A 24,083-nucleotide genomic window follows, 5' to 3' on the forward strand; every position below is an offset into this window, starting at 1 on the left:
GGCATCCCCACCGGTGCCCGATCACCGCCTACTCTACGGTCCCCGCGACGCCCTCCGGAAGGTCTCACGGCCGACGTGACGCAGTCGCCTCCCTCGCCCCTGACCAGGGGCGGGGCGCGGCCGTCGGCCCGCCTCCTCGCCCTGCGGGCGGGTCAGTCCAGGGCGTAGTCGACGACCACGGGGGAGTGGTCGGAGAGCCGCACGCCGAGGTGGTCGCGGTCCACCTCCGCGCGCACCGCGGAACGGGCCAGGCGCGGCGTCGCGAGGTGGTAGTCGATCCGCCAGCCGGCGTCGTTGGCGAAGGACTGCCCGAGCCACGACCACCACGAGTACGGGCCCGCCGTGTCCGGATGCAGGCGACGCACCACGTCCACGAGCGTGCGGGAGGACAGCTGCGCGCTCAGCCACTCCCGCTCCTCCGGCAGGAAGCCGTCGGTCTGCTGGTTGCGGCGCCACGCGGCGAGGTCCCGCTCGGTGTGCGCGATGTTGAGGTCGCCCATGAGCAGGAACTCCCGGCCCTGCGCGGCCGCGGCCCGCCGGGTGCGGGTGAGATAGCGGGAGAACGCCGCCATGAAGCCCATCTTGCGCGTGTACTTCGCGCCGCCGTCGGGCGCCTCCCGCATCCGCTCCGGGCGCTGCAGGTGCGCGGGGAGGCCGCCCTTGGGCAGGTATAGGCAGGCGATCGTCACCGGCGCGTCCGCGAGGTCCACTTCGAGGTAACGGCCCTGGTGGGCGAAGGGGCCGAGGCCCCGTGCGAGAGTCACGTGGTCCGTTGCCGGCACCTCCCGCAGCGGGGCCGACGGGCCGCCGACGAGCGCGCTCCCGGACCAGGTGCGCACCGCCGCCGGCGGCTCCCGCGTGAGCACCGCGACCCCGTTCCGGCCGGGCAGCGTGCCCGTCTCGAGCGCCACGTGGAAGTCGCCGAACGCGCCTTCGGGCAGGACCGCCGCCTGCGCGCGCACCTCCTGCAGGGCGACCACGTCGCAGCCGCGGCCGGCGAGCCAATCGCCGAACCCGCGGCGGTGCGCGGCACGGATCCCGTTGACGTTGGCGGTCGCGATGCGGAGCATCCCCCGAGGCTACGGGGTGGCCCCGCGCCCGCCACCAGGGCCCGGCGCTCCTACGATGGGTGCGTGCACCAGCGGACAGTCCTCATCACCGGCGGGACCCGGGGGATCGGCCGTGCCAGCGCGATCGCCCTCGCCGCGACGGGCCACCACCTCGTGCTCGGGTACGGCCGCGACGACGCCTCCGCCGCGCAGGTCGAGGAGGAGATCCGGGGCATGGGCGGGCAGTGCCGCACCGTCCGCGCGGATCTGCGCACCGACGACGGCATCGAGCACCTGTTCACGGAGGCGATCGCCTTCCGGGGCGGCATCGACGCGGTCGTGAGCAACGCCGGCGCCACGCTGCACATCGGCGACCTCGCCTCCACCCCGGTCGCGGTGATCCGCGAGGTCGTGGACCTCAACCTCACCTCCGCGATCCTCGTGGCGCGCCGCGCCGCCCAGGTCCTGCCCGCCGGCGGGGTGCTCGTGACCCTCTCCTCGGGCGCCGCGACCACCGGCTCCCCGGGCGAGTACGTGCACTACGCCGCCGCGAAGGCCGGGGTCGATGCGCTCACGAAGGGGCTCGCCGTCGAGCTCGCCCCGCAGGGCGTGCGGGTCGTGGGCGTCGCGCCGGGCACCATCGACACCGACGTCCATGCTGACGCCGGCGACCCGGGCCGCCCTGCCCGCGTCGCCGCACGCCACCCGATGGGCCGGGTCGGGACGCCGGAGGAGGTCGCCGCCGTCGTCGCCTTCGCGCTCTCCGACGCGGCCAGCTACGTCTCCGGGACCACGCTGCGGGTCGCCGGAGGGGTCTGAGCGGGGGAGACGAAGACTTGTAGCCTGCCGGCATGACGGACGAGGCCGAGGTGCAGCAGATCGCCCAGCAGGCCATGGAGCTCACCCGCGCGTCGCTGCGCCCCGGTCAGACCCTCGCCGACGTCCGCGCCTCCTGCGAGGCCCGACTCCTCGACCTGGGGGCGGATGCGTTCTGGTACTGGGGGATCGGCGCCTTCGTGTTCGCCGGAACGGGCACGATCGCCTCCGTCTCCGGGCGCGACTACCGGACCCCCGACCACGTCCTGCGCGAGGACGAGCTCGTGACCCTGGATCTCAGCCCGCAGCGCGGAGATGTCTGGGGCGACTTCGCGCGCACGCTGGTCATCGAGGGCGGCGTCCCGCTCGAGGACCCGGCGGCGACCTCGAACGAGGAGTGGCGCTCGGGCATCCTGGCCGAGCGTCAGCTGCATGCGGAGCTGCGGGAGGTCGCCGTGCCCGACATGACGTTCGAGGAGCTCGCGCGTCGGATGAACGAGCGCGTCGTCGCCCTCGACTACGAGAACCTCGACTTCCTGGGGAACCTCGGCCATTCCATCGCCTGGGCGAGCGGGGATCGCGTGTACATCGAGCCCGGCAACCGAGCGCGCCTGGACAGCGTCGGGAGCTTCACCTTCGAACCGCACATCCGCCGGCCCGGCGGGAGCTACGGGTACAAGCACGAGGACATCTACCGTTTCGTGGACGGTCGGCTCTCGCCTCTGTAGGCCCCGCAGGGCCGTCTGGTCCCGGGGCGGCCCTGCGCGTCAGTCGACGGGGTCCCCCTGGACGGGGCCCTCGGTGTTGGGCTTCCAGCCGAGCGCCGGGGCGACGTGCTGGGCGAAGCTCTCGAGGATGTGGAGGTTCAGCTCGACGCCGGCCTGGCTGGGGATGGTGAGCATGAGGGTGTCCGCCGCCTGCACCGCGGCGTCGGCCTTCAGCTCCTCGATCAGCTGGTCGGGCTCGCCCGCGTAGGTGCGGCCGAAGGTCGAGCGGGTGCCGTCGATGATGCCGATCTGGTCCGCGCCGTCCCCGGGGCGGGCGCCGAAGAGCATCCTGTCCTGCGCGGTCACGATCGGGAAGACGCTGCGGGAGACGGAGACGCGCGGGGCGTGCGTGTGCCCGGCCTCGCGGAAGGCGGTGCGAAAGGCGTCGATCTGCTCCGCCTGGAGGTCGCCGAACGCGGCGCCGGTCGCCTCGGTGAGCAGGGTCGAGCTCATCATGTTCAGGCCCAGCTGGCCGGTCCACTCGGCGGTCGCGCGGGAGCCGGCACCCCACCAGATGTGGCGGATGAGCTCGGCGGACTGCGGCTCGATCGCGAGCGGGGCGTGCGGGGCGGCGTCGGACATGTAGGGCTGGGCGGCGGCGCGGGTCATCGGCTCGCCCTGGATGGCCTTCAGGAACACGTCGAACTTCGCGCGGGCGATGTCCGCGCCGCGCGGGTCCGTGGAGCCGGTGTAGCCGAAGGACTCCCAGCCGCGTTCCGCGGCCTCGGGGGCGCCGCGGGAGATGCCGAGGGCGACGCGGCCGTCGGCGATGAGGTCGAGGGCGGCGGCCTCCTCGGCGAGGTAGAGCGGGTTCTCGTAGCGCATGTCGATCACGCCGGTGCCCACCTCGATGCGCTGCGTGCGCGCGGCGACCGCGGAGAGCAGCGGCATCGGGGAGGCGGCCTGCCGCGCGAAGTGGTGCACGCGGAAGGAGGCGTTGTTGACGCCGATCTCCTCCGCGCCCACGCCGATGTCGATCGCGTCGTGGAGCATCTGGCGGGCGCTGATGCCGCCCTGGGCGGGGCTGCCGCCGTAGTGGCCGAAGCTGAGGAATCCGAAAGCGCGCATGGTCGCACCGACCTCCTAAGATCGTTGAATATTGGATCAGTGTAGGTCGTGCAGGCCGGCGCGTCGAGTGCGCAGCAGGGTCTGCGCCGTCACCTGGGCCCTACCCATCTCCTCGGCATCCCCGGTCGACGCCGTCGTCACCAGGGCGCCCTCGTAGAGCTGATGCAGCACCGCGCCGAGTTCCGCCTCGCCGGCGATCGAGGTGAACAGCGCGCGCATCCATGCCTTCTCCTCCCGCAGCAGCTCCGCCGCCGGACCCGGCCGCGCACCCACCTCCGCCCAGGCGATCTGGAAGCTGCAGCCGCGGGCAGGATCCCGGGTCCACCGCCGCGCCTCCTCGAACACCGTCGCCGCGGCGAGTGGCGGCGGCAGCGGCGGCGAGGCGTCGAGCTCCGCGAGTAGATGCAGCTGCCAGGAGCGGATCCGACGCCGCAGATACGCGACGATCACGCCCTCCTTCGAGCCGAAGCGCTGATAGATCGTGCGCTTCGTGGTGCCCGCGCGCTCTGCGAGCAGGTCCACCCCGGTGACGGTGATCCCGCGCTCGTAGAAGAGGTCCGTCGCCGCCGCGAGGATCGCCTCCCCCGCCGGTGTGGAGCGGGAGTCCGCGGCGGGGCGGGGCAGGTCGAGGGCGGTCATCGGCGGGTTCCTCTCGAGGGGGTGGGCGCGTGGGCGCCGGACGCTCGATGTGGGGGTGGGAAGAGGGAACTGCGAGTATACCGATCGGTGTGTTTACCTCGACGGGTGAAGAGTTTCGCCTGGTCAGTCGTGTTCGTGCTCTGCTGGAGCTCTGGCTTCGTGGGATCCGCGCTGCTCCCCGCGGGCGCCCCGGTCGCCGCTGTGCTCGCCTGGCGCTACCTGATCACGGCGGCCCTGCTGGTCCCCGTCGCGCTCCCCGTGCTGCGCCGTTCAGGGCTCGCGCCGCGCGACCTCGCCCAGCAGGCGGTGCTCGGGATCCTGGGCCACGCGGTGTTCCTGGGCGGTGTGTTCGGCGGCGCCGCCGCCGGCGTGGACCCCGGCACGAGCGCCCTCGTCTGCGCGATGCAGCCGCTCGTCATCCTGGTCGTGCTCCGCGTGCGGGACGGGGAGCGGATCGGTGGGCGGCGCGCCGCCGGGATCGGGCTCGGCACCGCGGCCGTGCTGCTCGCCGTCGGCGGGGTCGCGGCGAGCGGTGGGGTCGCCGTGCTGCTGCCGCTCGCGAGCCTGCTGGGTCTGAGCGGCTCCGCCCTGCTCGAGCGCCGGTGGCGGCCCCGCACCGAGTCGCTCGCCGCGCTCACCCTGCAGGTGCTCGCCGCGACGCTCGTGCTGCTGCCCGTCGCCGCCATCACCGGCGGACTCGACCTCACCCCCGGCCCGGGGCTCCTGCCGGGCGCTCCGCTCCTCGCGGCGCTCGCCTGGCTCGTGCTGCTCTCCGGGATCGGCGGCTACCTGGGCTTCCTCCAGTGCCTGCGACGGATCGGTGCGAGCGCCACGAGCTCCTTGCTCTATCTCACTCCCGCCGTCACCGCGCTGTGGGCCTGGCTCATGCTCGGCACGACCCCGGCGCCCGCGCAGCTCACAGCCCTCGTGCTCTCCGGTCTCGCCGTCGGGCTGCTCCTGCACCGACCGACGCCCGGCGAGGGGCCGAGCACCGCACGCGCGGACCCCTCGCCGAGACGCCTCGAGATCACGCCTGCGGCGCGGCGGCCTCGACGTTCAGCTGGAACAGCACCCCGTTGCGGTCCTTGACCTGGCCGTAGTGCGCGCCCCAGGGCGCCTGCTCGAGCGGCATGACGACCTCGCCTCCCGCCGCGGCGATGCGCTCCGCGAGGGCCGACGCCTCCTCCGTCGTGTCCGGAGAGATGAGGAAGGAGTAGGTCTCCGACGGGAGCGCGGGAGGGGTCTCCGACATGATCGCGTCACCGCCGGCGACGTTGAGCAGACCGCCCGTGAGCGTGCCGTGGGCGAGCGCGCCCTGGGGCGGGGCGAAGCCGAACGCCGCCTCGGGATCGGGGAAGTCGTCGTAGCTCATGACGTCCAGCTCGCCGCCGAAGAGCTCCTGCCACTGGGCGAGGACCTCGGCTCCGTTCCCGGGGAAGTTGACGTAGGGGGAGTTCGTGGACATGAGGGACCTCCTGGCGTCGGGGCGGCCGGTCGCCGCCTGATCGCCCACAGCGTGGCACGCCCTGCCGACGATCCGAACGGCGACGAGGAGAGCCCCGCGGCCCCGCTCCTCCCGCCGTCGGCCCCACCTTTCCCGCCGTCGGACCGCGGTGGGATCCTGGGCGCATGAGCACCCCGGATCCGCAGGACCAGCTCGTCGTCGCCGACGTCGCCGCCTTCCGCGCCTGGCTCGACCAGCACGAGAGCACGCACGACGGCACGTGGGTGGTGCTCGCGAAGAAGGGCACCACCGAGCCCACGTCGCTCGGCTACCAGGAGGCGCTCGAGGAGGCGCTGTGCAGCGGATGGATCGACGGGCAGAAGCGCAGCCGTGACGCCGCGACCTTCCTGCAGCGCTTCACGCCCCGCCGGACCCGATCGATCTGGTCCGCGCGGAACGTGGGCATCATCGCCCGCCTCGAGGAGGAGGGGCGCATGCGTGAGCGCGGCCGCGACGAGGTGGAGCGCGCCCGGGCCGACGGACGCTGGGACGCCGCCTACGCCGGCGCCGCGACCGCCGAGGTCCCCGCCGAGCTCAACGCCGCCCTGGCCAGCGACCCCGCCGCGCGCGCCGCGTTCGAGGCGCTGCGGGGGAGCGCCCGCTACAGCGCACTGCACCCCGTGCTCTCCGCCCGGACCGCGGCCGCCCGGGAGCGGGCGGCCACGCGGGCCCTCGAGCGCCTGCGCGCCGAGTCGGCCGGGGCCGACGGAGCCGGCGAGGGCTGAGCGGGAAGTCAGCCCTGCGACGCCGTCCGGTCCGCGACCGCGCCGGCCCTGGCGGCTGTCCGATTGCGCGCTGGGGTTCCCGTGATGGAACCCCGGCGCGCAGACGCACACGGCCTGCGGCGTGAGACTCAGCTCTGCTGCTGGTCCCCGCCCACGACGAGCGCCCACAGCACGCCGAAGCGGTCCGTGACCTGGCCGTAGTGGTCACCCCACGGTGCGAGCTCGAAGGGCATGGCGATCTTGCCGCCGGCCGTCGTGATCTTCTCGATCAGCGCCTTCGCGTCCTCGACGGTGTTCGGCCCGATGAGGAAGGAGTAGACGTCCGAGGGAAGCGGCGGCAGCTCCTCGCCGGGAGGAGCGATCCCGTCACCGCCCGCGAGGGTCACGAGCCCGCCGTGCAGCTGCGCGTGCGCGACCGCGCCGGGCGGCGGGGTGAACGGGAACCCGGAGAGATCGGGGAAGTCGTCGTACTGCATGAGCTCGAGCTCCCCGCCGAACAGCTCGCGGTAGTGCTCGAAGGCCTCGCCAGCATTGCCGGGGAACGTGATGTAGGGGCTGAACTGCGGTGCTGCCATGATCGGTCTCCCTCGACTCGATGGACGGCGGGCCTGCCGCCCGCGCACAGTCTGGCACGCGGCGGCGAGGCCGACGAGGGCTGTGGTGCGATGCAGCGCCGCCGGATCGGCCGGGCGCCGGGCCGGATGCCCGCCGCGTCGCCGAGGGTGCGCGGGACGGCATGCCGCATCAGAAAGGGCACTCATCATGTACATGATGAGTGCCTTTTTCGGCACAGGGACCCTGCCTCGCGAGGCCCGCGGCGGGTGGCCCCGGCGTCCGTCCGGGCGTTGAACCCTACGGTTCCCTACGGTCGTCGGACCCGTCGGACGTGCCGGATCGCCAGGGATGACAAAGCGGCGGGCCCGTCAGATCGACGGGCCCGCCGGGCGGCCCGGCGCATGAGGGCGCCGGGCCTGTCGGATCACTCGGCGTCGGCCTCGGTGGAGCTGGTGGGACGCTGACCGAGCTCGGAGTCGAGGCGGAGCAGGCCGGAGCCGTCCTCGCCGATGAGCTTCACGCGGCCCACGATCTCGGAGACGGTCGCCTCCTCCTCGATCTGCTCGTCGACGAACCAGTTCAGGAGGGGACGGGAGTCGTAGTCGCCCTCCTTGTCCGCCGCGCGGTACAGGTCGCGGATCGCCTCGGAGACCTTCTCCTCGTGGGCGAGGGCCGCCTCGAAGATCTCGAGCACGGAGAGGCCGGCCTTCACGCCGGGCGCCTCGATCGTGCCGATCGCCGCGTGGTTGCCGCGGTCCGAGACGTGCTGGATGAACTTGTTGGCGTGGACGATCTCCTCGTCCGCCTGGTGGCGCAGCCACGCGGCGATTCCGGTGAGGTCCTGCTCGTCCGCCTCGATGGCGAGCTGGCGGTAGGTGATCGACGCCGCGAACTCGAGGGTGATCTGGTCCTGGAACTTCTTCTCAAGGGAATCGCTGAGCTTCATGCTCCTGAGACTAGCGGCGCCCGCTGGGACTGTCAGCCCCCGCGAAACAACGCCTCATCTGGGGCGACGGGGGCCGGACGGTCGATCGGTCGCGGGCGCGGCCCGGCGTCCTCGTCCCCGCGGCAGGTGCTCAGCCCTCGCCGTGGCGCCAGGCGAGGGCGACGAGCGCGGCGAGGACCTCCTCGTCGACGTCCGCGAGGCCGTTGACGTACACGCAGCCCGCACCGAGGCGATGCTTTCCCAGCCGCGCCAGGACCTCCTCCGCGCCGGGCACCCCCTGCAGGCCGTACAGGGAGATCGACGCCTTGCGGGGGCTGAACCCCACCCGCGGCCAGGTGTCCCCGCCGGGTGTGGGGGAGGGGTCCTCGCCGTAGCCGACGATGCTCGGCCCCCAGATCACGGCCTCCGCCCCGGTCGCCTCGCCGAAGAGCGCGAGCAGCCGGGCGCCCTCCTCGCGGCGGCGCGCCGTGGGCAGTCCCGCGCAGTACGCGGCGGGGTCGACGTCGGTGGGCTGGGTCTTCGCGGCCATGGCGACAGCGTAGGGGTGGGATCCCGGCCCGGAGGCCGATCCTGGGAGGGTGATCCGAGGCTCCCGATCGTCGGGCGGGTCAGCGCAGGTGCTCGGGCACCGGCCCCAGGCTCGCCCCCTCGATGACGTCGCCGACCACGAGCGCATGCCGCGCCGTGCGCTCGGACCCCGACGTCTCCGTGGGAGCGGCGGGCGGGCCCTCGGGATCCTCCTGCGCACGGATCAGCAGCTCCTCCATCCGCTCGACGGCGCGGCGGGCGACCTCCCGGACCGGGAGCCGCACGGTCGCCAGGCCGATGAGGTCGAGCCCGTCGGCCACGCCGTCGAAGCCCACGACGGAGACGTCCTCGGGGACGCGGGTGCCGCGCGCGCGGGCAGCCCGCAGCAGGTCCAGGGCCACGTAGTCCACGGGGCACACGATCGCGGAGAGCCGATCGGCGGCGGCCGCGTCCAGCGCCCGCGTGACGCCGGCCTCCACGGGCAGCAGATCCACCGCCTCGACGTGGACGCCCAGCTCACGGCAGCGGTCGACGAGGCTGCGCATGCGCAGGTCGAACACGCGGGAGTAGAGCAGCGGGGCGGTGAGCGCGGCGATCCGGCGGTGCCCGGCCGCCGCGAGGCGCTCCGCGACGAGGCGCCCGTGGGTGCGCTCGTCGTAGCTCACCGACTCGATGAGCGGATGCGTGTTGGGGCGGCCCACGATCATCATCGGCACCGCGGTGAGGGTCTCGACGAGGTCCTCCGCGGCGGTGACGCCGGTGCCCACGAACACCCCGGCGACGCGCTGCCCGAGCAGGCGCCGCAGGCCGTCGACCTCCGCGGTGCCGTAGTCGTGGCGGAACGCCGTGACGGAGATGAGGGTGCGCCCGGCGGCCTCGACGGCCTGGTTCACCTCGGAGTGGAGATGGCCGTAGGCGGGGTTCGTGGCGTCGCGGATGAGCAGTCCCAGCTGCCGGCCGTGGCGCTGGGCGAGGCCGCTCGCGACGAGGTTGTGGACGTAGCCGAGGCGCTTCGCGGCCTCGTGCACCTTGATCAGCGCATCGGGGGAGACCCGCTCGCCCTGGTTCTGGAACACGCGGGAGACGGTGGAGCGGGAGACCCCGGCGGCGCGGGCGACGTCCAGCATCGTCGGCGGACGGTTCATGGCGGCCTTCCGGTCGGGAGGGACAGGATCCCGGCAGGCGCGGGGAACTGCGCTGTCCTCGCCGGAGCCCTGGTCGTCGGTGCAGGGTAGCGCAGGATCCGGCTCCCTCCGGGGGAGGTGGGTGACGCCCTGGTGAAGCCTCGGTGCGGCGGTCCCGCGGGCTCCCGGGCGGGGGAAGAACAGTCGTCGAGCGCGGGGTGAACAGTGGGTGGCGTGCGGGTGGAGCGAGCCTCCGGAGCGGTCCCCGGGGAGCGTTCCTGAACGACGTGGGAGCGCTCCCACCAGCAGGGACAGGCCCCGTTCATCCGAGGTTCACCCCCGGGCGTCCGTGCTGGCAGGAGCCCTGGGAGCGCTCCTACGGTGTCCGAGCGGCCACCACGGGAGCACCACCACCAGAAGCTCCGGAGCGGGTCGCCACCGGTCGCCGCAGCGCGACCCCGAACCCGGCGGGACACCACCCCCGCGATCACCCTCCACCAGGGAGACCCATGACCATGGATGTCGGTGCCCGCCCCGCGGGCGAGACCACGACGCCGCCCCGCGGGACCGCCGCGCCCGCCGTCGATCCCGTCGCCCCCGGCGACGCCCGCATCGCGCCCGAGCCGCTCCCGCAGGGCGCCACGGACGCCGAGCGGCTCGCCGCCCTCCGTGAGCGCGCCGCGACCCGCCGCCGCTCCCCGCAGCGGCGCCGCCGCACCCGCCGCGGCGCGATCCTCTTCCTCGCGCTCATCGCCCCCAACCTGCTGGCGATCCTCGTCTTCTCCTACTACCCGGCGATCTACAACATCGGCCTCAGCTTCTTCGACTGGGACTTCGTGGAGCCGGTGCCGGAGTTCGTGGGCACCGAGAACTACACGAGCCTGTTCACGGACCCCGAGTTCGGGCAGGTCCTCCTGAACACCCTCGTGTTCAGCGCGGTCAGCGTGATCGGCTCGATCGCCGGCGGCCTGCTGCTGGGCAGCCTGCTCGCCACCAAGGTCCCCTTCACGGGCTTAGCGCAGACCATGGCCTTCGCGCCGCACATGCTCCCCGGCGCCGCCGTCGGCATCCTGTGGCTGTTCATGTTCGACCCGAACTACGGCCTCTCCCGCTGGCTGTTCTCCCTGTTCGGGCTCACCTCGCCGGACTGGACGACCACCTCGGACTGGTCGCTGTGGGCGATCACGATCGCCTACACCTGGCAGCGCCTCGGCTTCGTGACCGTCATCTGCTACACCGCGATCCTCGACCTGCCCGGCGACGTCTACGAGGCCGCCGCTCTGGACGGCGCCTCCGGCTGGTCCCTGTTCCGGCACATGACGCTGCCGCTGCTGCGGCCCATCACGTTCTTCCTCTCCATCACGGGGATCATCTCCGCCGCGCAGACCTTCGACATCATCTCGATCATGACCGGCGGCGGCCCCGGCACCTCCTCCTCGACGCTGAGCTGGATGGTCTACGAGGAGGCCTTCAAGAACTTCGACATCGGCCGGGCGAGCGCCGCCGCGACTGTGCTGCTCGTGATCCTCCTGGTCATCACCTGGGTCCAGGTCCGCTACAGCCAGAAGCAGGGGGCCGACGCATGAGCGCCACCGTCCCGGGCCGCGCCGCGACCCTCACCGCCGACCGCACGCCGCAGCCGTCGGCCCCCGGCCGCAGCGGCCGCCGACCCCGCGGCCCGCGCCGCGCCCTGTGGAAGACGATCCTGCTCACCGCGGGCGTGCTCGCCACGATCGCCGTGTTCCTCGTGCCGCTGTACTGGCTGTTCTCCTCCGCGTTCAAGCCGCGCCAGGACATCTACTCGTGGCCGCTGCGCTGGTTCCCCAGCGAGCTCACCCTCGACAACGTCGTGGAGGCGTGGACCTCCGCGCCGTTCGACCGGTTCTTCATGAACTCGATCATCACCACGGGCGTGGGCACCGTGCTCGAGGTGACCCTCGCGATCCTGTGCGCCTACGCCTTCGTGTTCGTCGAGTTCCGCTTCAAGAACATCCTGTTCGGCCTGATCATCGCCTCGCTCATGCTGCCCGGCCACGTGACGCTCATCGTCAACTACATCACCGTCGCGAACCTCGGCTGGCTGAACACCTACCAGGGCATGATCCTGCCCGGCATCGCGAGCGCCTTCGCCATGTTCCTGCTGTACCAGTCGATGCGCGGGATCGACCGCGACATCCTGCAGGCCGCGGAGATCGACGGCGCCGGCCACCTGCGCCGCATGGTCACGATCGTCATCCCGCTCTCCGCGCCGATGATCCTCACCTGCACGCTGATCGTGATGGTCGGCAAGTGGAACGAGTACGTGTGGCCGCTCATCGTCACGAGCACCACCGACATGCGCACCCTTCCCATCGGACTGCTGTTCCTGCGCAGCCAGGAGGGCTACTCGAACTGGGGCGCCATCATGGCCGGCGCCCTCTTCGTCTCCCTGCCGATGCTCGTCCTCTTCTTCCTGGCCCAGAAGCGCATCATCGGCGGGCTCACCGCCGGCGCGCTCAAGTGACACCCCACCACCCCACCCCCTCGCAAGGAGCCACCATGTCCCGCTCGTCCCACGGCCTCTCCCTCCCCGGCCTGTCCCGCCGCAGCATGCTCGCCGCCCTCGGGCTCGGCGCCGGCGCCGCCGGTCTCGCCGCCTGCGGCGCCCCCGCCGGGTCCGACGCGGCCGACGCCGGCAACCCCGTGCGCGACGGCTTCGCCCAGGCCGACCTCAAGGTCCCCGCCGAGTACGAGGGCCGCACCGCGGTGCTCTTCTGGGCGCCCTGGACCGGTGGCCCCTTCGACGCCCTCGGCAAGCTCATCAAGGAGTTCAACGACTCCCAGGAGGACGTGGTCGTCGTCGCCGAGTCGGTGGGCGGCTACGCGGAGCTCAACCAGAAGTTCACCGCGGCCCTCCAGGCCCGCGCCGTGCCGGACATCGTCTGCTTCCCCGAGATGCAGTGGCTCCAGTTCCACTCCTCGGGCGCGCTCGCCCCGCTCGACGACTACTTCGACGACGAGTGGAACCTCGACGTCTACCTGCAGAACTACGTCGCCGAGGGCAAGGCCGCCGGCCAGACCTACGTGGTGCCCTTCGCCCGCTCGACGCCGCTGTTCTACTTCAACAAGACCCGCTACATCGAGGCCGGCCTCCCCGAGGAGGGCCCCTCGACCTGGCAGGACCTCGCCGAGTTCGCCCCCGAGCTCGCGAAGATCAAGGTCGACGGCCGCCCGCTCGCCGCGCTCGCCTTCACGGCCGACGACGCCTGGCACGGCCAGGCGGACATCTGGGGCTTCGGCGGCGCGAACTCGGACAAGGACTTCCAGGTCACGATCGACCAGGACCCGGGCCTCGAATGGCTCGAGTGGCAGCGGAAGTTCATCCACGAGGACAAGTTCGGCTACCTCGCGCAGGCCGCGGGCACCGACTTCACCTCCGGGATCTCCGCGGGCATGCGCGGCTCCACGGCCAGCCTGACCGGCACCACCGCCGCCACCGAGGGCGTCTTCGAGGTGGGCACGGCCTTCATGCTCTCGAGCGAGGGCCAGGAGAAGGCGGTCCCGACGGGCGGCTCCGGACTCTCCGTGGTGCGCGCGGACTCCAAGGACCGCCAGGACGCGGCCGCCGCGTTCTTCCGCTTCCTCGCGGGGCCCGAGCAGTCCGCCGCGTGGCACGCGGCGACCGGCTACGTGCCGATCGTGCAGGCCGCGGCGGAGACCTCCACCGTGAAGGACCTCGTCAAGGAGAACCCGAACTACGGGGTCGCCCTCGCCCAGCTCGAGAACGCCCGCACCGCGGACTACACGAACTGGAACCAGGGCGCGGTCACGCAGATCTCCGCCGCGCAGGCGAAGGTCTACGGCGACAACACCCCCGCGAAGGACGCCCTCGGCGCCGTCGCCCCGAAGCTGCAGGAGATCCTCGACGACAACCGCGAGGACTACGAGGCCGTGAAGTTCGAGGGCTGGAAGTGAGCGCCCCCGCCCCCGTGCGCCGCGGGACCCCGCGCTCGGCGATGCCCGCACGGCCGGCCGTCGTCGGCCATCGCGGGGCGGCGGAGCTGGACCCGGAGAACACGGTCCGCTCCTTCCGGCGCGGTGTCGCGGAGGGCTCGGCGCTTCTCGAGTGCGACGTGCACCTGAGCGCCGACGGGCACGACGTGATCATCCACGACGCGACCCTGGACCGCACCGCGCAGGCGGACTCCCCGCTGCGCACCGGCGCGGTCGCCGAGCTCACGCGCGCCCAGCTCGACCGGGTGCTCGTGGGGGCGGGGGAGCACGTCCCCGATCTCGTCTCCGTGCTGGACACCGCCCGGCGCGAGGACGGCACCCCGGTGCCGCTGCTCGTCGAGGTCAAGGCCCCGGCCGCCGCCTCGCTCGTCGCGCGGATCCTCCGGGAGAGGTTCGGTGCGGAGGCCTTCGCCGACGCCGCGACCGCGCCCGCCTGGATCATCTCCTTCCATGCCGAGGCGCTCGCGACCGCGCGCGCCGAGGCCCCGGAGATCCCGCGCCTGCTCACCACGACCGTGACCTCCCCGGAGTTCCTCGCGGCCGCGGAGGAGCTCGAGGTCGCCCAGATCGGGGTGCGCATCGCGGAGGCCCGCGCGGCGGACGTCGCCTGGTGCCTCGAGCACGGCGTGCAGCTGAACCTGTGGACGGCCCGCGTGGACGTCGAGCTCGAGCGGGCGCTCGAGCTGGGCTGCGACACGATCACGGTGGACGACCCCACCTGGGCGCTCGAGCGGATCGAGGCCCTGACCGGCCCCGCCGCCTGACCCGTCCTTCCCTCCGGGGCCGACGGTCGCCCATCATGGTGGGCGACCGTCGGCCCCTCCCCGAACCCCCATTCCACTCCGACAGGAGCACCATGACCGCCCCCGCCACCGTTCCGCTCGTCGTCGGCCATCGCGGCGCCGCCGCCCACGCCCCGGAGAACACGCTCGCCGCGTTCCGTCGCGCGCTCGAGGACGGCGCGCAGACCCTCGAGTGCGACGTGCACCTGAGCCGTGACGGGCACGTGGTCGTCATGCACGACGAGAGCATCGACCGCACCGCCGCCGCGGACTCCCCGCTGCGCACCGGCGCGATCGCCGACCTCACCCGCGAACAGCTCGACACGGTCCTGCTCGAGGGTGGGGAGAAGGTGCCGAGCCTCGAGGAGCTGCTGGCCCTCACCACCGTGCCCGTGTTCATCGAGGTCAAAGCAGCTCCGGCCGCCGCCGCGGTCGCCGAGCAGCTCCTGGCCCTTCCGGCGGGGTCCCCGGCCGCCGCCTCGACCGTCATCAGCTTCCACCCCGAGGCGCTCGCCGAGATCCGGCGCAGCGTGCCCCAGGTCCCCGTCTCCTATCTCGTCGGCGCGATCGACGAGGAGGCGCTGCGCGTGGCCGGTGAGCTGGGAGCGGCCGGGATCGGCCCCGCGGTGGACGGCCTGTCCCTCGCGGCGACCCGTGCGGCCCACGAGGCGGGGCTGCGGGTGAACCCGTGGACGATCAACACCCCCGCGCAGCTCGCCGTCGCCCGCGCCTGCGAGGTCGACACGATCACCACCGACGACCCGGCCTGGGTGCGCGCGCAGCTCGCTCGCTGAGCGAGGATCGCCCCGCCCGCGCGGTATCAGACGGCGCGGCCCGCGGACTCGGGCTCGGGTGGCAGCAGCGAGGCGATGACCTCCTGCGGGCCGGTGGGGGAGACGTCGCCGATCGCGAGCGCGGCGTCGGCGGGGATGAGGAGCCGGTGCCCGCCGCCGCGTGGGAGAGGTTCGCGCGGCGACGGCTCACCCCCGACGAGGTCGTCCTGCTGGCGGCGGAGGGGGAGGGCTTCACCTGGTGGGACCCTCTGCTGCTCGTCACGCATCGTCGGGTGGTCGACGCGCGCGACTGGCCGTTCATCGGTTGGCGCACAGTGCGCGAGGTGCCGGCGCAGTCGGTGATCGGCGCGGAGCTCTGGGGCAGAGCGTTGTGGTGGGGTTCCGTGATCATCCGTCTGCGGGACGGCGGGAGGATCCGGGTGAGGTCGAAGCGGGGCGGCGTCAGCCGAGGTCTCGTGGACGGCCTGAACCGCCTGATCGCCGGGGGCCGATGAGGGACGTCAAGTCTCATTGACTTTTCCTGTCAGGAACCCTTGGCGCCCATGTCAAGGGAGCTGTACCTTCGAGGTGTCAAGCACACCAGACATCAACGAAGGACGTGAGCACGATGACCGCCTCGACCCCCACCGCCCGCCGTCGGGCCAACCGCACCTTCCTCGTCCGCCTCCTCGCCGGGGTCGCGGTGTACCTCGCCGCTCTCATCCTCCCCGACGTGCTCGCTGGCGTCGGCGTGCCGCTGTGGCTCCCCGCGCTGCTCGTCCTGCCGGGCGTGGGGCTCATGGCCTGGGCGAACATCGACATGTACCGCTCCGGGGACGAGTACCAGCGCCGCCGCGTCGCCGAGGCGGTCATGCTCGCCTTCCTCCTCGCCACCCCGCTGATCCTCGCCGTCGGCGTCCTGCAGTTCTTGGGTCTGCCCGCCCTGAACTGGATCCTCGCCTTCTCCCTGCTCATGCTCGGCTGGATCGTCGGCAACGTCGTCGTCGCGATCCGTCACCGCTGAGGGGCCCGTCATGGACAACGACATCAAGGCCCGCCGCACCGACCGCCGCTGGTCCCAGGCCGAGCTCGCCGAGGCCCTCGGGGTCTCCCGGCAGACGGTCATCGCGATCGAGAAGGGACGCTACGACCCCTCCCTCCCGCTCGCCTTCCGCATCTCCACCGTGCTCGGTGCGCCGATCGAGCAGATCTTCACCCCCGGCCCCGGGGGCGAGCAGGGCTGAGCCCCGACCCTCGCGGGTCTGCTCGCTCACAGTTCACGCGCCCGGGAATCCCCATCCCGGGCGCGGCGTTGCACGGGCACATGAAGGCGATCACCTACAGCAGCTACGGCGACCCCGACGTCCTGACCCTCTCCGAGCTCCCGGACCCGAAGGTGGGCCCCGGCGAGGTGCGCATCGCGGTGCGGGCCGCGAGCGTGAACCCCGTGGACTGGAAGATCATGGGCGGCCACCTCGACCAGCTCATGACCGTCACCTTCCCTGCGATCCCCGGCTGGGACGTGGCCGGCGTGGTCGAGGAGGTCGGCCTGGATGTCCCTGAGTTCCAGGTGGGCGACGAGGTCATGGCCTACGGTCGACGCGACTGGGTGCAGGCCGGGTCCTTCGCCGAGAAGATGACCCTCCCCGTGCGCACCCTCGCCCGCAAGCCCGCCGGCCTCGACTTCGAGCAGGCCGCCTCCCTCCCGCTCGCCGGGCTCACCGCGTACCAGACCCTCACCCGCCTCGGCGTGTCCGAGGGCAGCACCGTGCTCATCCACGGCGCGAACGGCGGCGTCGGCTCCTTCGCCGTGCAGATCGCCGCAGGCCTCGGAGCGCGCGTCATCGGCACCGCCTCCGAGCGCAACCACGACCGCGTGCGCGACCTGGGCGCCGAGCCCGTGACCTACGGCGACGGCCTCGCCGAGCGGGTCCGGGCCCTCGCCCCCGAGGGAGTCGACGTGGTCATCGACTACGTGGGCGGCGTGCTCCAGGAGACCCTCGCCGTGCTCGCCGAGGGCGGCCGTCACGGCTCCGTCGCCGACCCCGCCGTGACCGACGAGGGCGGCGAGTACTTCTGGGTGCGGCCCGACGCCGCGGACCTCGAGCACCTCGCCTCCCTCGTCGACGCCGGCACCCTGCGCGTCGACGTCGCCCGCCGCTTCCCCCTCGAGCAGGCGGCTGACGCCTTCCGCGCCAGCATCGAGGGCCATACGGCGGGGAAGATCGCGCTGAGCATCGGCGGCTGAGGTCCCGGCGCTCGGCGGCGCGTAGCCTGCTGGCATGGACACCGCACGGCCCCTGCTCACCGCCCGCCGCGGGGACCTGACGGAGCAGGCGGACGTCGACGCGATCGTCAACGCCGCGAACTCCACCCTGCTGGGCGGCGGCGGGGTCGATGGCGCGATCCACCGCGCCGCCGGCCCGGGCCTGCTCGCCGAGTGCCGCACCCTGGGTGGCTGCACGACCGGCGACGCGAAGCTGACCGGCGGCCACGACCTGCCCGTGCCCCACGTCGTCCACACCGTCGGCCCGATCTGGGCGGCCGGAGGGGACGAGGAGGTGCGCGCCCGGAAGGACGCCGAGCTCGCGTCCTGCTATCGCCGCGTGCTCGAGGTCGCGCACGAGCACGGCCTCACGCGGCTCGCCTTCCCGTCGATCTCCACGGGCGCGTACCGCTTCCCCCTGGATCGCGCCGCGCGGATCGCCGCCCGCACGCTCCGCCAGGAGGCCGCGCGGATCGGCGGGTTCGCGGAGCTGCGGATCGTGCTCGTCGAGGACGCGACCCTCGCCGTCTACGAGCGAGCGCTCGCCGAGCACGGCGCGGGGGAGGTCTGACGGACCCTCCCGACGGGGGCGGGTCGCGCGGGTCCATGGCGCGGCCCGCTACGGTCGGGGGCATGAGCGACGCCCACGCCCCCGACGCCCCGAGCGCGCCCCGTACCCGACGCCACGACCCGGAGCGCCGCGACCGCATCATCGACGCGTGCCTCGACACGATCGCCGAGCACGGTGTCGCGGGGACCTCTCACCGGCGGGTCGCCGCCGCGGCCGACGTGCCGCTGGGCTCGATGACCTACCACTTCACCGGGATGGACGAGCTGCTGCGCGAGGCGTTCACCCGCTTCGCCGACCAGGCCGCGGAGCGGGTCGAGCGCCGTACCGCGGACGCCACGACCCTCGAGGAGGCGCTCGCCGGCTTCGAGGCGAACATCGACGAGGACGTCTTCGACACCGACCGCAGCCTCGTCATCACCCTCGAGCTGTACACGCTCGCCGCGCGCCGCCCCGAGTTCCGGGAGATCACGAGCCGGTGGATGTCCCGCACCCGCGCCTGCCTCGCGCCGCACGTGGACCCCGAGACCGCCTCGCTGCTGGACGCGATGAACGAGGGGCTCACGATCCACCGCGCCCTGCATCTCGAGGAGCCGCTCCCGCACCTCGCCCGGGAGGGCGTCGCCCGCCTCAGCCGGCGGCGCTGAGCTCCCGCTCGCGCTCCGGGTGGGCGGCGCGGCGCGGGGGTAGCACGCCCGCGAGGAGCACGACGAGCAGGCCCGCGAGCGGCACGACGAGCAGGCCCGTGCGCAGCCCCGCGGAGTCCGCGACGAGGCCCACGAGCGGCGGGGAGGCGAGGAAGCCGAGCCGCATGAGCCACGAGACGACCGTGAGGCCCGTGCCGGGGCGCAGCCCGGGGAGGTCGTCCGCCTGCTGCATCGCGGCGGGCACGAGGCTCGCGCTGCCCAGCCCCGCGAGGGCGAAGCCCGCGATCGTGCCGGGCACGGTGGGCACCGCGAGGGCCGTGCCCATGCCGAGGGCGATGATCGCGCCGCCGCCCCGGGCGACGGCCCGCTGGCCCAGGCGGTCCACGAGGCCGTCCGCGAGGAGCCGTCCCACGAACTGGGCGCCCACGAGGGCGATGTAGCCGATCGCGGCGATCGAGGAGGCCGCCCCGAGGTCCCGCGAGAGGTAGAGCGTCGCCCAGGAGTTGCCGGAGTCCTCGACGAGGGTGCCGCCGATCGCGATGAGCACGAGCGCGGCGAGCATGAGGGGGAGCCGGCCGCGGGTGCGGCCGCCCGTGGAGGCGTCCGGTCCGACGGCGACGTCGCCCGCGGCGGGGTCGGGGAGGTGGTCCTCCTCGTCGTGGCCGGGCAGCGCGAAGCGCAGCGCCACGAGGGCGACGATCGCGAAGAGGATCCCGGAGCCCAGCAGGTGCCAGCGCAGGGGGATGCCCAGGGCGATCGCGGCGGCGGCCATGCTCCCGCCGATCACCGCGCCCACGGACCACACGGCGTGGAAGGAGTTGATGATCGTGCGGCCGTAGCGCTTCTGGACGCGCAGGCCGTGGGCGTTCTGGGCGACGTCGGTGATCGCGTCGCAGCCGCCCGCGACGAGCAGGGCGAGGCCCAGCAGGGCGGCGCTCGGCGCCCACGCGGCGAGCAGCAGCCCGAGTGCGGTGAGCGCGGTGCCGAGCACGGCGAGCCGTGCGGAGCCCAGGCGGCGGATCAGCCCGGCGGCGGCGAGCCCGGCGAGGATCGCGCCCGCGGGGAAGGCGGCGAGGGCGAGGCCGTAGGTCGAGTTCGCGAGGCCCAGGGCGGCCTTGATCTCGGGGTAGCGGGGGAGGAGGTTCGCGAGCAGGGCGCCGTTGGTGAGGAAGAGCGCGGCGACGGCGACGCGGGCGCGGCGCAGCGGCGCGGCGGGCGCCCGCGGCGGCGAGGGCGGCGAGGGCGGCGAGGCGGGGGAGGAGACGAACATGCGTACGATCGTACACAAGCGGAATGGAGTGTGCACGGGGTGTCGGAGGTCCGTCGGTCGCATGGCCGCGTTCCGTCCGCGGGCGTCTCAGAAGCGTCCGAGGAGCGGACACGGGGTGGCTCGACGGCCGTCGCTCCGTAGCGTGGTCGCGGTGGCGGGCGCCGCCGCGCGGTCCCGCGCGTGCCTGCGACCACCCACCACGGACGACGACGAAAGGCGCGCGATGCTCGACTCGATGCTCAAGAACACCTACGACGAGGTCCTCCGCCGCAACCCGGGGGAGCCCGAGTTCCACCAGGCCGTGCGCGAGGTGTTCGAGTCGCTCGAGGTCATCCAGGGCCGCCACCCGGAGTACGCCGAGCACAGCATCCTCGCGCGCCTCTGCGAGCCCGAGCGCCAGCTGATCTTCCGTGTCCCGTGGGTCGACGACAAGGGCTCGGTGCAGATCAACCGCGGCTTCCGCGTCGAGTACAACTCGGCGCTCGGCCCGTACAAGGGCGGCTTGCGCTTCCACCCGAGCGTCAACCTCGGCATCGTGAAGTTCCTCGGCTTCGAGCAGATCTTCAAGAACTCCCTCACCGGCCTGCCCATCGGCGGCGGCAAGGGCGGCTCCGACTTCGACCCGCGCGGCCGCAGCGACGGCGAGGTCATGCGCTTCTGCCAGTCCTTCATGACCGAGCTGCACCGCCACATCGGCGAGTACACCGACGTCCCCGCCGGGGACATCGGCGTGGGCGCCCGCGAGATCGGCTACCTGTTCGGCCAGTACAAGCGCCTCACCAACAAGTACGAGGCCGGCGTGCTCACCGGCAAGGGCCTCGACTGGGGCGGCTCCCTCGTGCGCAAGGAGGCCACCGGCTACGGCGCCGCGATCTTCGCGGACGAGATGCTCAAGGCCCGCGGCACCTCCGTCGAGGGCCGCCGCGCCGCCGTCTCCGGCTCCGGCAACGTCGCGATCTACGCGATCGAGAAGATCGCCCAGCTGGGCGGCACCGCGATCACCGCCTCGGACTCCTCCGGCTACGTCGTGGACGAGGACGGCATCGACCTCGAGCTGCTCAAGCAGATCAAGGAGGTCGAGCGCGGCCGCATCGCCGACTACGCGGAGCGTCGCGGCGGCAAGGCCCGCTTCGTCGCCGGCGGCAGCGTCTGGGACGTCCCCGTCGCGATCGCCCTGCCCTGCGCCACCCAGAACGAGCTCGACGCCGACGCCGCGCGTGCGCTCGTCAAGAACGGTGTCGAGGCCGTCTCCGAGGGCGCGAACATGCCCTGCACGCCGGACGCCGTCGAGGTGCTCCGCGAGGCGGGCGTCGCCTTCGGCCCCGGCAAGGCCGCGAACGCCGGCGGTGTCGCCACCTCCGCGCTCGAGATGCAGCAGAACGCCGCGCGCGACGCCTGGAGCTTCGAGCACACCGAGGCGCGCCTGACCCAGATCATGCGCGACATCCACGCCACCTGCCTCGAGACCGCCGAGGAGTTCGGCCGCCCGGGCGACTACGCGGTGGGTGCGAACGTGGCCGGCTTCCGCAAGGTCGCCGACGCCATGATCGCCTTCGGCGTGATCTGAGCCCCGCCACTCCGCCCGGGCCGTTCCTCAAAGCGCGCTGACCAGCGCCGTCGCTCCGGGTCCCCTCGCCCCGCCCGCCGCCTCCCGCGGCCGGCGGGGCGCGGTGCATCCGGGGCTGTCCGATTGCGCGCTGGGGTTCCGTACGTGGAACTCAAGTGCGCAATCGGACAGGCGTCGGGTGCCGCCCGCGGTGACCGTGACCCAGCACACACGCCCTCAAGTGGGAAAGATTCTCATTCGCTGATAGCTTCCTGGCATGCAGCTGATGAGAACCATTGTCATGAAACGACGAGTCGCCGCGCTCGCGGGCGTGGGCCTGCTCGCGCTCGCCGCCTGCGGCCAGGCGGATCCCGCCGCGTCCGGGGGCTCGGACGGCGGCGGCGAGACGTCGGCCGCCGCGACCGAGGACCGCCACCGCGCGGAGGTCGGCGCCCTCAGCCCGCGGATCGTGCTCGCCCACGACGGCGGCGTCACCACCCTCGACTCCACCGACGGCGAGGTGCTCGACGAGACTGAGCTGAACGGGTACGTGCGCCTGAACCCCGCCGGGGACGGCCGCCACGTCATGGTCAGCGCGGAGGAGTCCTTCACCGCCTACGACACCGGACTCGAGGCCAAGGCCCACGGCGACCACTTCCACTACTACGAGCAGGACCCGGCGCTCGCCGGCATCACCCTCGACGCGCCCTCCCCGGGCCACGTCGTCACCCACGGCGACCGGGCCGCGCTCTTCGCGGACGGCACCGGCGCGGTCACCGTCTACGACCCGACCTCCCTCGCCGAGGGCGACCTCGGCGTGGTCGACGAGCTCACCACCGACGCCGCCCACCACGGCGTCGCCGTGCCGCTCGAGGACGGCGGCCTGCTCGTCACGCAGGGCACCGAGGACGAGCGCCACACCATCCAGGCGCTCGATGCGGACGGCAAGGTCGTCGCGCAGACCGACGACTGCCCGGGCGTGCACGGCGAGGCCGCCGCCGCCCCGGCGGAGGACGGCTCCGACGTCGTCTCCTTCGGCTGCGAGAACGGGCCGGTCGTCTACTCCGGCGGCGAGTTCCACAAGGTCGCCGTCGACGGTGACTACCAGCGCTCCGGCAACCAGAAGGGCAGCGAGGCGAGCCCCATCGTCCTCGCCGACAACAAGGTCGAGGCCGATCCCGAGGGCGGCACCGAGCACCCCACCTCCGTTGCGCTGATCGATACCCGCGACGCCTCGATGACGACCGTCGACCTCGGATCGCCCTACTGGTTCCGCTCCCTGGACCGCGGCCCCGACGGTGAGGCGCTCGTCCTCACCGGCGACGGCGAGCTGAACATCCTCGATCCCGAGAGCGGGAAGATCCTCCACGAGGTGAAGGTCGCCGAGCCGTGGGAGGAGCCCGAGCAGTGGCAGACCCCCGGCCCGATGCTCTCCGTGGCCGACGGCACCGCCTTCGTCGTGGACCCCGAGCAGCAGAAGCTCACGATGGTCGACGTCGCCTCCGGCGAGGTCTACCGCGAGCTCGACCTGCCCGTCGTCCCGAACGAGATCCAGGTCGTCACCGGCACCGCGTCGGGCGAGTACGAGGTGGGCGGCGAGAGCCACGAGGGTCATGGCCACGAGGGCGAGGACGCCGACCACGACGACCATGACCACGAGGGCCATGACGACGAGGCCTCCGACGGCGGCGAGGCCTGAGCCGCGGGGCTCAGCGCCTGGTCGAGCTCGGCAGGGTCAGGATCTCGGGGCCGTCCTCGGTGATCGCGATCGTGTGCTCGGTGTGCGCGGCGCGGCCGCCGTTCGCGCTGCGCAGCGTCCAGCCGTCGGCATCGGTGACGAGCTGATCGGTGCCGTCCATGACCCATGGCTCGAGGGCGAGCAGCAGGCCCGGGCGCAGGCGGAGGCCGCGCCCGGGCCTTCCGTCGTTGGGGACGTGCGGGTCCTGGTGCATCGTGCTGCCGATCCCGTGGCCGCCGAACTCCGTGTTGACGAGGTGGCCCTCGCCGGTGAGCACACGGCCGATCGCGGCGGAGACGTCGCCCAGGCGTCCGCCCGGCACGGCGGCGTCGATGCCGGCGGCGAGGGCGCGCTCGGTGACCGCGATCAGCTCCGCGTCGCGCGGGCGGGAGGCGCCGCCCACGGTGAGGCTCACGGCGGCGTCGGCGGAGATGCCGCGCAGCGTGAGGGCGAGGTCGAGGGTGAGCAGGTCGCCGTCGGCGAGGGGCGTGTCGTGCGGCATGCCGTGGAGGACCGCGTCGTTCACGGCGGTGCAGAGGTGGTGGCCGAAGGGGCCGTCGCCGAAGGACGGCGCGTAGTCCACGTAGCAGGAGACCGCGCCGGCGGCGTCGATGAGCTGGGCGGCGCGGGCGTCGAGGTCCAGCAGGGTCACGCCGGGGGCGGCGAGCTCGCGGAGCTCGGCGAGGATGTCCCCGACGAGGGCGCCGGCGGCGCGGGCGCGCACCAGCTCGGCGGGGGAGAGGATCTCGATCACGGGGTGCCTTCCGAGGTGTGGGATA

At 73.3% G+C, this 24,083-nt stretch carries 27 protein-coding genes; 17 read left to right on the forward strand and 10 right to left on the reverse strand.

From position 1 onward, the window contains the following. Positions 1-152 precede the first annotated feature (152 nt). Positions 153-1,070: an exodeoxyribonuclease III gene (locus C1N80_RS03295; protein WP_137769470.1), complete on the reverse strand. Its 918-nt coding sequence runs from the start codon at positions 1,068-1,070 to the stop codon at positions 153-155. A gap of 63 nt (positions 1,071-1,133) precedes the next feature. Between C1N80_RS03295 and C1N80_RS03300 the strand changes: the two genes are divergently transcribed. Together C1N80_RS03300 and C1N80_RS03305 are read left to right on the forward strand one after the other, a co-directional pair. After that, positions 1,134-1,868, forward strand: coding sequence for an SDR family NAD(P)-dependent oxidoreductase (locus tag C1N80_RS03300; protein ID WP_137769471.1), 735 nt, complete (start codon positions 1,134-1,136; stop codon positions 1,866-1,868). Between the two features lie 32 nt (positions 1,869-1,900). Beyond that, positions 1,901-2,593: a M24 family metallopeptidase gene (locus tag C1N80_RS03305; protein WP_137769472.1), complete on the forward strand. Its 693-nt coding sequence runs from the start codon at positions 1,901-1,903 to the stop codon at positions 2,591-2,593. 39 nt (positions 2,594-2,632) lie between these two features. On the opposite strand, the gene C1N80_RS03310 is transcribed toward C1N80_RS03305, so the two are convergent. Both C1N80_RS03310 and C1N80_RS03315 read right to left on the reverse strand, forming a co-directional pair. After that, the gene (locus C1N80_RS03310) at positions 2,633-3,700 is read right to left on the reverse strand and encodes an LLM class flavin-dependent oxidoreductase (protein WP_137769473.1); all 1,068 of its coding nucleotides are present in this window, start codon (positions 3,698-3,700) and stop codon (positions 2,633-2,635) included. A gap of 36 nt (positions 3,701-3,736) precedes the next feature. Then, positions 3,737-4,339: a TetR/AcrR family transcriptional regulator gene (locus C1N80_RS03315; RefSeq protein ID WP_137769474.1), complete on the reverse strand. Its 603-nt coding sequence runs from the start codon at positions 4,337-4,339 to the stop codon at positions 3,737-3,739. 105 nt (positions 4,340-4,444) lie between these two features. Between C1N80_RS03315 and C1N80_RS03320 the strand changes: the two genes are divergently transcribed. Beyond that, positions 4,445-5,428 carry a DMT family transporter gene (locus C1N80_RS03320; protein WP_168198003.1) on the forward strand — a complete coding sequence of 328 codons (984 nt, stop codon included), beginning with the start codon at positions 4,445-4,447 and terminating at the stop codon, positions 5,426-5,428. On the opposite strand, the gene C1N80_RS03325 is transcribed toward C1N80_RS03320, so the two are convergent. Then, positions 5,367-5,804: a VOC family protein gene (locus C1N80_RS03325; protein ID WP_137769476.1), complete on the reverse strand. Its 438-nt coding sequence runs from the start codon at positions 5,802-5,804 to the stop codon at positions 5,367-5,369. The two genes, C1N80_RS03320 and C1N80_RS03325, sit on opposite strands and share 62 nt — an antisense overlap. 164 nt (positions 5,805-5,968) lie before the next feature. Between C1N80_RS03325 and C1N80_RS03330 the strand changes: the two genes are divergently transcribed. After that, a complete protein-coding gene (locus C1N80_RS03330; RefSeq protein WP_137769477.1) occupies positions 5,969-6,568 on the forward strand; it encodes a YdeI family protein in 600 nt (199 codons plus the stop codon). Positions 6,569-6,696: 128 nt separating this feature from the next. Here C1N80_RS03330 and C1N80_RS03335 read toward each other — a convergent pair whose 3' ends face one another. The 4 genes from C1N80_RS03335 to C1N80_RS03350 all read right to left on the reverse strand — a co-directional run bounded on the left by C1N80_RS03335 (position 6,697) and on the right by C1N80_RS03350 (position 9,742). Then, positions 6,697-7,143, reverse strand: coding sequence for a VOC family protein (locus C1N80_RS03335; RefSeq protein WP_137769478.1), 447 nt, complete (start codon positions 7,141-7,143; stop codon positions 6,697-6,699). Positions 7,144-7,547: 404 nt separating this feature from the next. Continuing rightward, complete coding sequence (locus tag C1N80_RS03340; protein ID WP_137769479.1) at positions 7,548-8,069, reverse strand: ferritin; 522 nt, start codon at positions 8,067-8,069, stop codon at positions 7,548-7,550. A gap of 130 nt (positions 8,070-8,199) precedes the next feature. Further along, a complete protein-coding gene (locus C1N80_RS03345) occupies positions 8,200-8,598 on the reverse strand; it encodes a DUF1801 domain-containing protein (protein ID WP_137769480.1) in 399 nt (132 codons plus the stop codon). 79 nt (positions 8,599-8,677) lie between these two features. Beyond that, complete coding sequence (locus tag C1N80_RS03350; protein ID WP_137769481.1) at positions 8,678-9,742, reverse strand: LacI family DNA-binding transcriptional regulator; 1,065 nt, start codon at positions 9,740-9,742, stop codon at positions 8,678-8,680. A 488-nt stretch (positions 9,743-10,230) separates the two neighbouring features. Here C1N80_RS03350 and C1N80_RS03355 point away from each other — a divergent pair, with 488 nt between their 5' ends. From C1N80_RS03355 to C1N80_RS03405, 11 genes are all read left to right on the forward strand, one after another. Next, positions 10,231-11,307: a carbohydrate ABC transporter permease gene (locus C1N80_RS03355; RefSeq protein ID WP_240811216.1), complete on the forward strand. Its 1,077-nt coding sequence runs from the start codon at positions 10,231-10,233 to the stop codon at positions 11,305-11,307. After that, complete coding sequence (locus C1N80_RS03360; RefSeq protein WP_137769482.1) at positions 11,304-12,224, forward strand: carbohydrate ABC transporter permease; 921 nt, start codon at positions 11,304-11,306, stop codon at positions 12,222-12,224. The genes C1N80_RS03355 and C1N80_RS03360 overlap by 4 nt, the downstream gene beginning before the upstream one ends. Positions 12,225-12,259: 35 nt before the next feature. Further along, positions 12,260-13,675: an extracellular solute-binding protein gene (locus C1N80_RS03365; RefSeq protein WP_137769483.1), complete on the forward strand. Its 1,416-nt coding sequence runs from the start codon at positions 12,260-12,262 to the stop codon at positions 13,673-13,675. Beyond that, positions 13,672-14,478 (forward strand): glycerophosphodiester phosphodiesterase family protein, encoded by an 807-nt coding sequence (locus tag C1N80_RS03370; RefSeq protein WP_240811217.1) that lies wholly within the window; start codon positions 13,672-13,674, stop codon positions 14,476-14,478. The genes C1N80_RS03365 and C1N80_RS03370 overlap by 4 nt, the downstream gene beginning before the upstream one ends. 92 nt (positions 14,479-14,570) lie before the next feature. Next, entirely contained in the window at positions 14,571-15,290 is a 720-nt protein-coding gene (locus tag C1N80_RS03375; protein WP_137769484.1) for a glycerophosphodiester phosphodiesterase family protein, read from the forward strand. Positions 15,291-15,436: 146 nt separating this feature from the next. Continuing rightward, entirely contained in the window at positions 15,437-15,784 is a 348-nt protein-coding gene (locus tag C1N80_RS03380; protein WP_137769485.1) for a hypothetical protein, read from the forward strand. A gap of 113 nt (positions 15,785-15,897) precedes the next feature. Further along, entirely contained in the window at positions 15,898-16,293 is a 396-nt protein-coding gene (locus tag C1N80_RS03385) for a hypothetical protein (RefSeq protein ID WP_137769486.1), read from the forward strand. Positions 16,294-16,303: 10 nt separating this feature from the next. Then, on the forward strand, positions 16,304-16,513 hold the full coding sequence (locus tag C1N80_RS03390) for a helix-turn-helix transcriptional regulator (RefSeq protein WP_137769487.1): 210 nt from the start codon (positions 16,304-16,306) through the stop codon (positions 16,511-16,513). 80 nt (positions 16,514-16,593) lie between these two features. Next, a complete protein-coding gene (locus tag C1N80_RS03395; RefSeq protein ID WP_137769488.1) occupies positions 16,594-17,517 on the forward strand; it encodes an NADP-dependent oxidoreductase in 924 nt (307 codons plus the stop codon). 34 nt (positions 17,518-17,551) lie between these two features. Further along, a complete protein-coding gene (locus tag C1N80_RS03400; RefSeq protein WP_137769489.1) occupies positions 17,552-18,106 on the forward strand; it encodes a macro domain-containing protein in 555 nt (184 codons plus the stop codon). Between the two features lie 62 nt (positions 18,107-18,168). Beyond that, a complete protein-coding gene (locus tag C1N80_RS03405) occupies positions 18,169-18,750 on the forward strand; it encodes a TetR/AcrR family transcriptional regulator (protein ID WP_137769490.1) in 582 nt (193 codons plus the stop codon). On the opposite strand, the gene C1N80_RS03410 is transcribed toward C1N80_RS03405, so the two are convergent. Continuing rightward, positions 18,734-20,020, reverse strand: a complete 1,287-nt coding sequence (locus C1N80_RS03410; protein WP_137769491.1) for an MFS transporter — start codon at positions 20,018-20,020, stop codon at positions 18,734-18,736. The two genes, C1N80_RS03405 and C1N80_RS03410, sit on opposite strands and share 17 nt — an antisense overlap. A 223-nt stretch (positions 20,021-20,243) precedes the next feature. Here C1N80_RS03410 and gdhA point away from each other — a divergent pair, with 223 nt between their 5' ends. Further along, positions 20,244-21,587 (forward strand): NADP-specific glutamate dehydrogenase, encoded by a 1,344-nt coding sequence (gdhA, locus tag C1N80_RS03415; RefSeq protein WP_137769492.1) that lies wholly within the window; start codon positions 20,244-20,246, stop codon positions 21,585-21,587. 280 nt (positions 21,588-21,867) lie between these two features. Continuing rightward, positions 21,868-23,265: a hypothetical protein gene (locus C1N80_RS03420; RefSeq protein ID WP_137769493.1), complete on the forward strand. Its 1,398-nt coding sequence runs from the start codon at positions 21,868-21,870 to the stop codon at positions 23,263-23,265. Positions 23,266-23,275: 10 nt separating this feature from the next. On the opposite strand, the gene map is transcribed toward C1N80_RS03420, so the two are convergent. After that, entirely contained in the window at positions 23,276-24,058 is a 783-nt protein-coding gene (map, locus tag C1N80_RS03425; protein WP_137769494.1) for a type I methionyl aminopeptidase, read from the reverse strand. Between the last annotated feature and the right edge of the window lie 25 nt (positions 24,059-24,083).

Source organism: Brachybacterium sp. SGAir0954 (assembly GCF_005490785.1).
GTDB classification, from domain to species: Bacteria; Actinomycetota; Actinomycetes; order Actinomycetales; family Dermabacteraceae; genus Brachybacterium; species Brachybacterium rhamnosum.

Excerpts from the sequence above, each read along its gene's own strand:
- C1N80_RS03295 (WP_137769470.1), bottom strand. The coding sequence starts at position 1,070 with ATGCTCCGCATCGCGACCGCCAACGTCAACGGGATCCGTGCCGCGCAC.
- C1N80_RS03305 (WP_137769472.1), top strand. The coding sequence starts at position 1,901 with ATGACGGACGAGGCCGAGGTGCAGCAGATCGCCCAGCAGGCCATGGAG.
- C1N80_RS03310 (WP_137769473.1), bottom strand. The coding sequence starts at position 3,700 with ATGCGCGCTTTCGGATTCCTCAGCTTCGGCCACTACGGCGGCAGCCCC.
- C1N80_RS03315 (WP_137769474.1), bottom strand. The coding sequence starts at position 4,339 with ATGACCGCCCTCGACCTGCCCCGCCCCGCCGCGGACTCCCGCTCCACA.
- C1N80_RS03325 (WP_137769476.1), bottom strand. The coding sequence starts at position 5,804 with ATGTCCACGAACTCCCCCTACGTCAACTTCCCCGGGAACGGAGCCGAG.
- C1N80_RS03330 (WP_137769477.1), top strand. The coding sequence starts at position 5,969 with ATGAGCACCCCGGATCCGCAGGACCAGCTCGTCGTCGCCGACGTCGCC.
- C1N80_RS03335 (WP_137769478.1), bottom strand. The coding sequence starts at position 7,143 with ATGGCAGCACCGCAGTTCAGCCCCTACATCACGTTCCCCGGCAATGCT.
- C1N80_RS03340 (WP_137769479.1), bottom strand. The coding sequence starts at position 8,069 with ATGAAGCTCAGCGATTCCCTTGAGAAGAAGTTCCAGGACCAGATCACC.
- C1N80_RS03345 (WP_137769480.1), bottom strand. The coding sequence starts at position 8,598 with ATGGCCGCGAAGACCCAGCCCACCGACGTCGACCCCGCCGCGTACTGC.
- C1N80_RS03350 (WP_137769481.1), bottom strand. The coding sequence starts at position 9,742 with ATGAACCGTCCGCCGACGATGCTGGACGTCGCCCGCGCCGCCGGGGTC.
- C1N80_RS03355 (WP_240811216.1), top strand. The coding sequence starts at position 10,231 with ATGACCATGGATGTCGGTGCCCGCCCCGCGGGCGAGACCACGACGCCG.
- C1N80_RS03360 (WP_137769482.1), top strand. The coding sequence starts at position 11,304 with ATGAGCGCCACCGTCCCGGGCCGCGCCGCGACCCTCACCGCCGACCGC.
- C1N80_RS03365 (WP_137769483.1), top strand. The coding sequence starts at position 12,260 with ATGTCCCGCTCGTCCCACGGCCTCTCCCTCCCCGGCCTGTCCCGCCGC.
- C1N80_RS03375 (WP_137769484.1), top strand. The coding sequence starts at position 14,571 with ATGACCGCCCCCGCCACCGTTCCGCTCGTCGTCGGCCATCGCGGCGCC.
- C1N80_RS03385 (WP_137769486.1), top strand. The coding sequence starts at position 15,898 with ATGACCGCCTCGACCCCCACCGCCCGCCGTCGGGCCAACCGCACCTTC.
- C1N80_RS03390 (WP_137769487.1), top strand. The coding sequence starts at position 16,304 with ATGGACAACGACATCAAGGCCCGCCGCACCGACCGCCGCTGGTCCCAG.
- C1N80_RS03395 (WP_137769488.1), top strand. The coding sequence starts at position 16,594 with ATGAAGGCGATCACCTACAGCAGCTACGGCGACCCCGACGTCCTGACC.
- C1N80_RS03400 (WP_137769489.1), top strand. The coding sequence starts at position 17,552 with ATGGACACCGCACGGCCCCTGCTCACCGCCCGCCGCGGGGACCTGACG.
- C1N80_RS03405 (WP_137769490.1), top strand. The coding sequence starts at position 18,169 with ATGAGCGACGCCCACGCCCCCGACGCCCCGAGCGCGCCCCGTACCCGA.
- C1N80_RS03410 (WP_137769491.1), bottom strand. The coding sequence starts at position 20,020 with ATGTTCGTCTCCTCCCCCGCCTCGCCGCCCTCGCCGCCCTCGCCGCCG.
- gdhA (WP_137769492.1), top strand. The coding sequence starts at position 20,244 with ATGCTCGACTCGATGCTCAAGAACACCTACGACGAGGTCCTCCGCCGC.
- C1N80_RS03420 (WP_137769493.1), top strand. The coding sequence starts at position 21,868 with ATGAAACGACGAGTCGCCGCGCTCGCGGGCGTGGGCCTGCTCGCGCTC.